Raw genomic sequence first — 7,031 nt, 5'->3', positions numbered from 1 at the left:
CCTTTCTTTCACAGGAAGCAATTTTTTGAGATTTTATGAAATCAGGTGTCCAAAAATTTGATTTGATGGGATCACATCAGATTTGTTACCAATAGGTTTGGTTAGTAACAAATCAGTAACAGGCTGAAAGGCGCATAAACAGGGCATTTCAGCCTAGTGTACACTGATTGCGTTACTAGTTACTATATATAATTTCCTTTATATATAAATATATAGTATTAAACTTTTTCAAAAAAATATAAAAAGTAGGTTTTACATTAGTAACACTAGTAACACATGGCTGAAAGCCTTGATTTCAGAGGGTTTCAGGCGTTACTGGTGTGTTACTATCAATGTACATTGTTAGTAACACCTAAAAAAACGCTGAAAGGCGCATAAACACTGGCTTTTCAGCCGTTACTAACCAAAAATCACTGTTCTATAACATATAGAACACCAAACCAAAAACAGGCTGATTTTTTGATGAAAAACAGGTGAAAACATGACAAGAAAAGAAGAATTATTGCAGATTTTTGATCAGGTTGAAGATACAAAAGGCATCATCAAGCCAATGATTGATGATGTGGTGTTTCTGGAAGAACAGCTGCAGGAACTGCGCAAGCTTCCCTTCATCCGCATTAATCCTAGAGATCACGCACAGCAGAAAGCAACACCTGCTGCAAAGCAGTACAAAGAACTTCTGCAGCAGTACAACAACTGTGTGAAGATCCTGACTGGCATATTAAGAAAAGACACACCAGAAGAAGAATCACCACTGCGTGCATTCATTGCTTCCAGAAAGGCGCAGTCATGATTAAATACAGCAATGGATATCTGGAAGAATATCATAGGCAGATCATGTCTGGTGAGATCATCGCAGGATATGAACTGAAGGATGAACTAAACAAGCTGATGGAAGAAATGCAGGATGACAGATATGTGTATGACTGCACTGATCCGGATCTGCGCATGGATTTCATGGAAAACTGTGTGCGCCTGACCAAATCACCTTTCTATGGTCAGCCAATGAAGCTGATGCTATGGCAGAAAGCTTTCATCAGTGCCACTTATGGTTTCAAGATGGCTGAAGATCTGACTGACAGGTTCAGAAGGATCCTGCTGCTGATCGCAAGAAAGAATACTAAAAGTGAAACCTGCAGCGGACTGGCACTGACAGAACTGATCACAGGAAATGATGGATCTGACATTGTGTGTTCATCCAATGATGATAATCAGGCAAATATCCTTTATGAAGCGATAAACACAATGCGCCTGATGATTGATCCTAACCAGAAGGATACATGGAAGAATCAGCAGCACATCAGATGCAAATTCAATGGATCAAAAGTGTTCAAGCTGTCAGACAGGACAAGGAACAAAGAAGGAAGAAACATTGACTTTGCCATTGTGGATGAAGTGCATGAAATGAAGGACAATGTGATCATCAAATCAATCGAACAGTCACAGTCACTGAAACCCAATCCAAAACTGATCCTGATCACCACTGAAGGATTTGTGAATGGTGGATTCCTTGATGAAGAACTGATCAAGGCAAGAAAGATCCTGACTGGTGAGGATGACAGCATATCTGCAGAAAGATACCTGCCTTGGCTGTACACACAGGATTCTGAACAGGAAGTGTGGCAGGATGAACGCACTTGGCAGAAATCTAATCCAACTGTTGGTATTGTCAAGCGGTGGGATTACCTGCGTGAACAGGTGGATGCTGCAAGGCGGTCAAAAGCGGATCGGATGTTTACGCTGTCAAAGGATTTTAACTTTAAAGTAAGCAACAGTGAAGCATGGATCACTGGTGAAATGTTGGAGTATTCAAGGGTATACAATCTTGACGATTTTAGCGGTAGTATAACATTGGGTGGTGTTGACTTGGCTGAAACAACTGATATGTGTTCTGCCAAGATCCTGCTGCTGAAACCTGACGATCCTGTCAAGTATATTCATCAGATGTACTGGATTCCAGAAAGTAAGCTGAAAATGAGTGATGATAAAGAATCTGGTGCAAAATATGAAGAATGGTCACGAAAAGGATTGATCAGGATTGTAGAAGGCAATGAAGTTGATGTGTCAGTAGTTGCTGACTGGTTTGCTGAACTTTATAAGGAATACAAGATCAGGACTTATAAAGTTGGCTATGATCAGCGATTTGCAAAGGACTTCCTGAAGCGCATGGATGATTACGGTTTTGAGTATGAAATGATCTATCAGAACAGATATGTGCTTTCAAATCCAATGCGCCTTGTTGAAGCGGATCTGCGTGATCAGATTATTGCCTTCAATGACAATGAAATTGATAAGTGGTGCTTGCAGAATACTTCAGTGCAGGTCTGGGATACTGGACACATCATGCCAGTAAAGATCAAAGGACAAGCTGCCAGAAGGATTGATGGCACATTGTCATTGATCATGTGCTATGAGATGTTAAGACGATATAAAACGGAAATGAACAATAGTTTGGTGTGAAAGTGAGGTGGTACAGATGGGATGGATTGATAAGTTTTTTAGACGATCACCAAAAAACACTAAATATGCACCAACATTTGATGGATTCACACCTATCTATGGTCAATACGGAACTGACATATATGCAAGTGATGTAGTGCAGCAGGCTTTAAAGTGCATTGTGGATGAAATGAAAAAGCTTGCACCAACACATGTGCGGATGACTGGCAATGATCCTGTTCCTGTCAAGGGAAATGTGCAGGACATTCTGGATAATCCAAATCAGCTGATGACAGCAAGTGAATTCATTGAAAAGACAGTGTATCTTCTGCTGATGAATTACAATGTTTTCATCATTCCCACTTACTATACATGGGTAGATCAGAAAACTGGTGCTGAAAGAAGGTACTATGATTCACTGTATCCGATCAATCCAACACAGGTTGACTTCATTGAGGATGCAGGAAACAGGCTTTTTGTCAAGTTTTACTTTTGGAATGGTGAAACTACCACAATTCCTTATGATGACTGCATACATATTAAGTATAATTATTCACTTTCTGAATATATGGGTGGTGACAGATTCGGTCAGCCTAATCAGCAGCCACTGCTTGACACACTGAAGCTGAATGACACACTTCTGAAGGGTATTGCAAAAGCCATGAATGCTTCATATGCGGTCAATGGTGTAGTGAAGTACAATACTATGCTTGATGATGGCAGGATGGAAGCAAACATCAGGAAACTGGAACAGGATCTGCAGAATTCTAAAAGCGGTATACTGCCAATGGATCTGAAAGGTGAATTTGTTCCTTTTCCTAGAAATATTCAGCTTGTGGATGAAGGCACACTGAAGTTTGTAGATGAAAAGATCTTGCGCAATTGGGGTATTCCACTTGCGATCCTGACAGGTGATTACACAAAGGAACAGTATGAAGCATTCTATCAGAAAGCACTTGAACCACTGATCACTGCTATTTCACAGGCATTCACTAAAAAGATGTTCACAAGCCGTGAAAGGGCATTTGGAAACCAGATCAAGTTTTATCCTAAAGATCTGATCTTTATGACCATCACACAGAAGCTTGAACTGGTGAACCTGCTTGCACCAACTGGTGCGATTTTTGAGAATGAGAAAAGAACCATGTTTGGTCTTCTGCCACTTCCGGAACTGGAAGGAAAGCGTTATATGTCGCTGAACTGGGTTGATGCAGACATGGCAAATCAATATCAGATGGGTAAGGTAGGAAATGTGAAGATGGATGTACTGGATGAATCAAAAGATGAAGTGATCACTGAAGAAGGCGGTGAATTATAATGGCTGATTATATCGTTATAAATGATGATCTGCGAACAATGCAGATTCCAGAAAGCATCACACTGCTTGGTGTTGAATCGGATGATGATGTACATAAGATTCCCTTCCAAATGCCTAAAGAATATTGTGGGTTTGATCTTTCCACATTCAGCGCACGCATCAATTATATGAATGCCAATGGTGATGGTGACATTTACATTGTGGATGATCTTGCAACAAGTGGTGACACAATGACATTCACATGGCTTGTTGGAAGATCCGCATGTGCTTATAAAGGTAATACAAAGTTTATTGTGTGCCTGAAGCTGTTTGACAATAATGCAAATGTGATCAAGGAATTCAACACAACTGTTTACAGTCTTCCGGTGCTTGAGGGACTGGAAACAACAGAAGCTGTTGTGCAGCAGAATGCTGACATTATTGAAGATATTCTTCAGAAGATTGAAGCTGCAGGAAGCATTGATCTTTCCAACTACTACACAAAAGCAGAAACTGCTGAATTGATACCAACAAGGCTTCCAAATCCTTATAAATTGACGATCAACAACACTGAATATGACGGATCTGCGCCTGTTGACATGACAATTGAAGTTACAACTGAAGTGCTTGCAACTGCAGAAGGCAAGATCATTCATGTAGTGGATGCTGTGCCAATGGCTGTATCCAGTCTGGAACTTTATGATTCTGAAGATGATCAGATCACAACAGCTGTGATTGCAATTGCCAATAAGAATTTGTTCAGGCTTGATCTGATTGGTGCGCAGGTAGTTTCTAAAGGTTTGACATTCACTAAAAATGCTGATGGCAGCATCACAGTAAACGGAACATCAACTGGAACTTATCCAATGACTTCTTGCAGTATTGATAAAAACATTTTTGCAGTTGGGAACACATACACAGTCAGCACAGGAAAGACAAGTGGCTATACCTATGTACAGCTGATTCTGAATTATGCTGATGGTACAACAGATTATATGGTTGCAAGAAACAATGCAAGATCCTTCACCATAACAAAAGAAGTATCATCCTGTACTGGATCTGTACAGATTACAGATAGTGGTGTGACAGTTGCGAATGAAACAATTTATCCAATGCTTGAACTGTCTGACACAGCTTCTGCTTTTGTGAATAACACATACAGCACCATGAATTTTAATGGATCTGTAATGCCTGTTTTGCCTGATGCTATCAGCAATGTTTGGTCAAATGATGATTTTGTTGCAAATATCGTGATGGAATATGAAGCAGATACTGTGCTGACAAAAATTGATGACTATGCAAAAGCAAACTTAAATGCAAAATCTGGTGCAATTCTTTCTGTGTCGCATGATGGGAATGGTACTGTGATGATTGGATTAGGGTGATCATATGAAAGACTTTGAACAGAGATCATATACATTTGAATTAAATGCTGAAGAAACTGAAGATCATGTTGGTGTGATCACAGGCAGACCAATTGTCTATGAATCCAAAACAGATCTTGGTTATTTTGATGAAGTAATTGCAAGGGGTGCGCTTGATCATGCGGATCTGCGTGATGTCAGATTTCTTGTGAATCATGATACAAGCAAGATTCCACTTGCAAGATCCAGAAACAACAATGAAAACAGCACTATGAAGTTTTCTGTTGATGATCAGGGATTGCTTCTTGATTGGGTGAAGCTTGACATTGAAAACAATTCAGAAGCAAGAAACCTGTATTCAGCTGTAAAGCGTGGTGACATCACAGGAATGTCATTCATGTTTTCAGTTGGTGATGAAGAATGGTCTAATCTTGAATCAGATCATCCTACACGAACTATCAAAGAGATTTCAAACGTGATTGAAGTTAGTGCAGTAACATTTCCGGCATATGACGATACTTCAATCAGTGTAAGAAATAAACAGGCACTGGATAGTGCCAGATCCGCACTGGATAGTGTGGAAAGATCACTGGATAGTGAACTGGAACTGGCAAAAGCAAAATTTGAAGCATTATTAAAAGTGAGGTAAAACAATCATGAAAGATTTTCTGAAGAAGCTTTTAAAAGCAAGAAATGACAGAATCACACAGATCAGATCTGCCATTGAAGCATCTAATGATGTCAATGAGGTTAGATCACTTACTGCTGAAGCATCTACACTGCAGGCTGAAGCGCATGATCTGCAGGCACAGATTGATGCCATTGAAGCTGAAGAACAGCGTGCAGCAGCACAGGAAGCTGAACAGCGTGATGCAGTGCCTGCAGACGCACAGCTTGTAAATGGCAATGTTCGTGGCAGCTTTGCAACACCTGCTGCTGAACAGCGTGATGCTGTAGATCCGCTTTCTACTATGGAATACAGAAATGCATTCATGGCTTATGTGCAGAATGGTACTGCTATTCCTTCTGAACTGCGTGCAGGCGATGCGATCAGCACACCTGACACTGCACCTGCTATTCCTCTTACCATTATGAATCAGGTGATCAATACAGTGCGCCTGCGTTATGGAAACCTTTATAACAAGGTTAGACACCTTAATGTTAAAGGTGGCATTCAGTTTCCTATTGGTGCGCTGCGTGCATCCTTTAAGTGGATCAATGAAAGCACTGTATCTCCTAGACAGAAGCTTGATCCACTTGCAAAGATCATGTTCAGCTATCATGTAGCAGAGATCAGAATTGCACAGACTTTCCTTGCTTCCATCGTGACACTGGATGCTTTTGAAGCAAAGATTGCAGAAGTGATTGCAATTGCTTATCTGGAAGCTATGGATCAGGCAATTGTGAATGGTACTGGTGAAGGTATGCCACTTGGCATTCTGAATGATCCTAGAGTGACAAACAGCATCACCATGACTGCAAAGGATATGAATGACTGGACTGCATGGCGCAAGAACTTCTTTGCAAAGCTTCCGCTTGGTTATCGTGAAGGTGAGTTTATCTTCCCTCTTTCCACTGTTGAAACCTATCTTGAAACAATGGCTGATGCAAACAACAATCCTGTATTCAGACAGGCAACTGGACTTGAAGTCAATGATGGTGATTCCAGAAATCCTAATGGCAGATTCTTTGGCAGGGATATTGCACTTGTAGAACCGGATATTCTTCCTGACTTTGATTCTGCATCTTCTGGTGATGTCATCGGTATCTTCTGGCAGCCTGAAGAATATGCGCTGAATGAAAACTTTGGTTTCACTATGCGCAGATGGTTTGATGAAGAAGCTAATGAATGGGTTGATAAGGCACTTGTAGTTGTTGATGGTAAGGTGCTGAATCCTGTTGGATACTATCTGATCAAGAAGGGATGATGA

6 protein-coding genes are annotated in these 7,031 nt (G+C 40.6%); all 6 read left to right on the top strand.

The features are described from left to right. Positions 1-481 precede the first annotated feature (481 nt). From Q0409_RS05175 to Q0409_RS05150, 6 genes are read left to right on the top strand one after another with little or no spacing between them, the layout of a single operon-like run. Positions 482-793, top strand: coding sequence for a hypothetical protein (locus Q0409_RS05175; protein ID WP_298535794.1), 312 nt, complete (start codon positions 482-484; stop codon positions 791-793). Further along, positions 790-2,460, top strand: a complete 1,671-nt coding sequence (locus Q0409_RS05170; RefSeq protein ID WP_298535792.1) for a terminase large subunit — start codon at positions 790-792, stop codon at positions 2,458-2,460. The genes Q0409_RS05175 and Q0409_RS05170 overlap by 4 nt, the downstream gene beginning before the upstream one ends. A gap of 16 nt (positions 2,461-2,476) precedes the next feature. Next, a complete protein-coding gene (locus Q0409_RS05165) occupies positions 2,477-3,757 on the top strand; it encodes a phage portal protein (protein WP_298535790.1) in 1,281 nt (426 codons plus the stop codon). Next, complete coding sequence (locus tag Q0409_RS05160; protein ID WP_298535788.1) at positions 3,757-5,121, top strand: hypothetical protein; 1,365 nt, start codon at positions 3,757-3,759, stop codon at positions 5,119-5,121. The genes Q0409_RS05165 and Q0409_RS05160 overlap by 1 nt, the downstream gene beginning before the upstream one ends. A 4-nt stretch (positions 5,122-5,125) precedes the next feature. Further along, positions 5,126-5,749, top strand: coding sequence for an HK97 family phage prohead protease (locus tag Q0409_RS05155; RefSeq protein WP_298535786.1), 624 nt, complete (start codon positions 5,126-5,128; stop codon positions 5,747-5,749). 7 nt (positions 5,750-5,756) lie between these two features. After that, the gene (locus Q0409_RS05150) at positions 5,757-7,028 is read left to right on the top strand and encodes a phage major capsid protein (protein ID WP_298535784.1); all 1,272 of its coding nucleotides are present in this window, start codon (positions 5,757-5,759) and stop codon (positions 7,026-7,028) included. Positions 7,029-7,031 lie beyond the last annotated feature (3 nt).

Source organism: uncultured Methanobrevibacter sp. (assembly GCF_937898925.1).
In the GTDB taxonomy this organism is placed as follows: domain Archaea; phylum Methanobacteriota; class Methanobacteria; order Methanobacteriales; family Methanobacteriaceae; genus Methanobrevibacter.
This window is presented reverse-complemented; position numbering and strand designations above follow the sequence as displayed.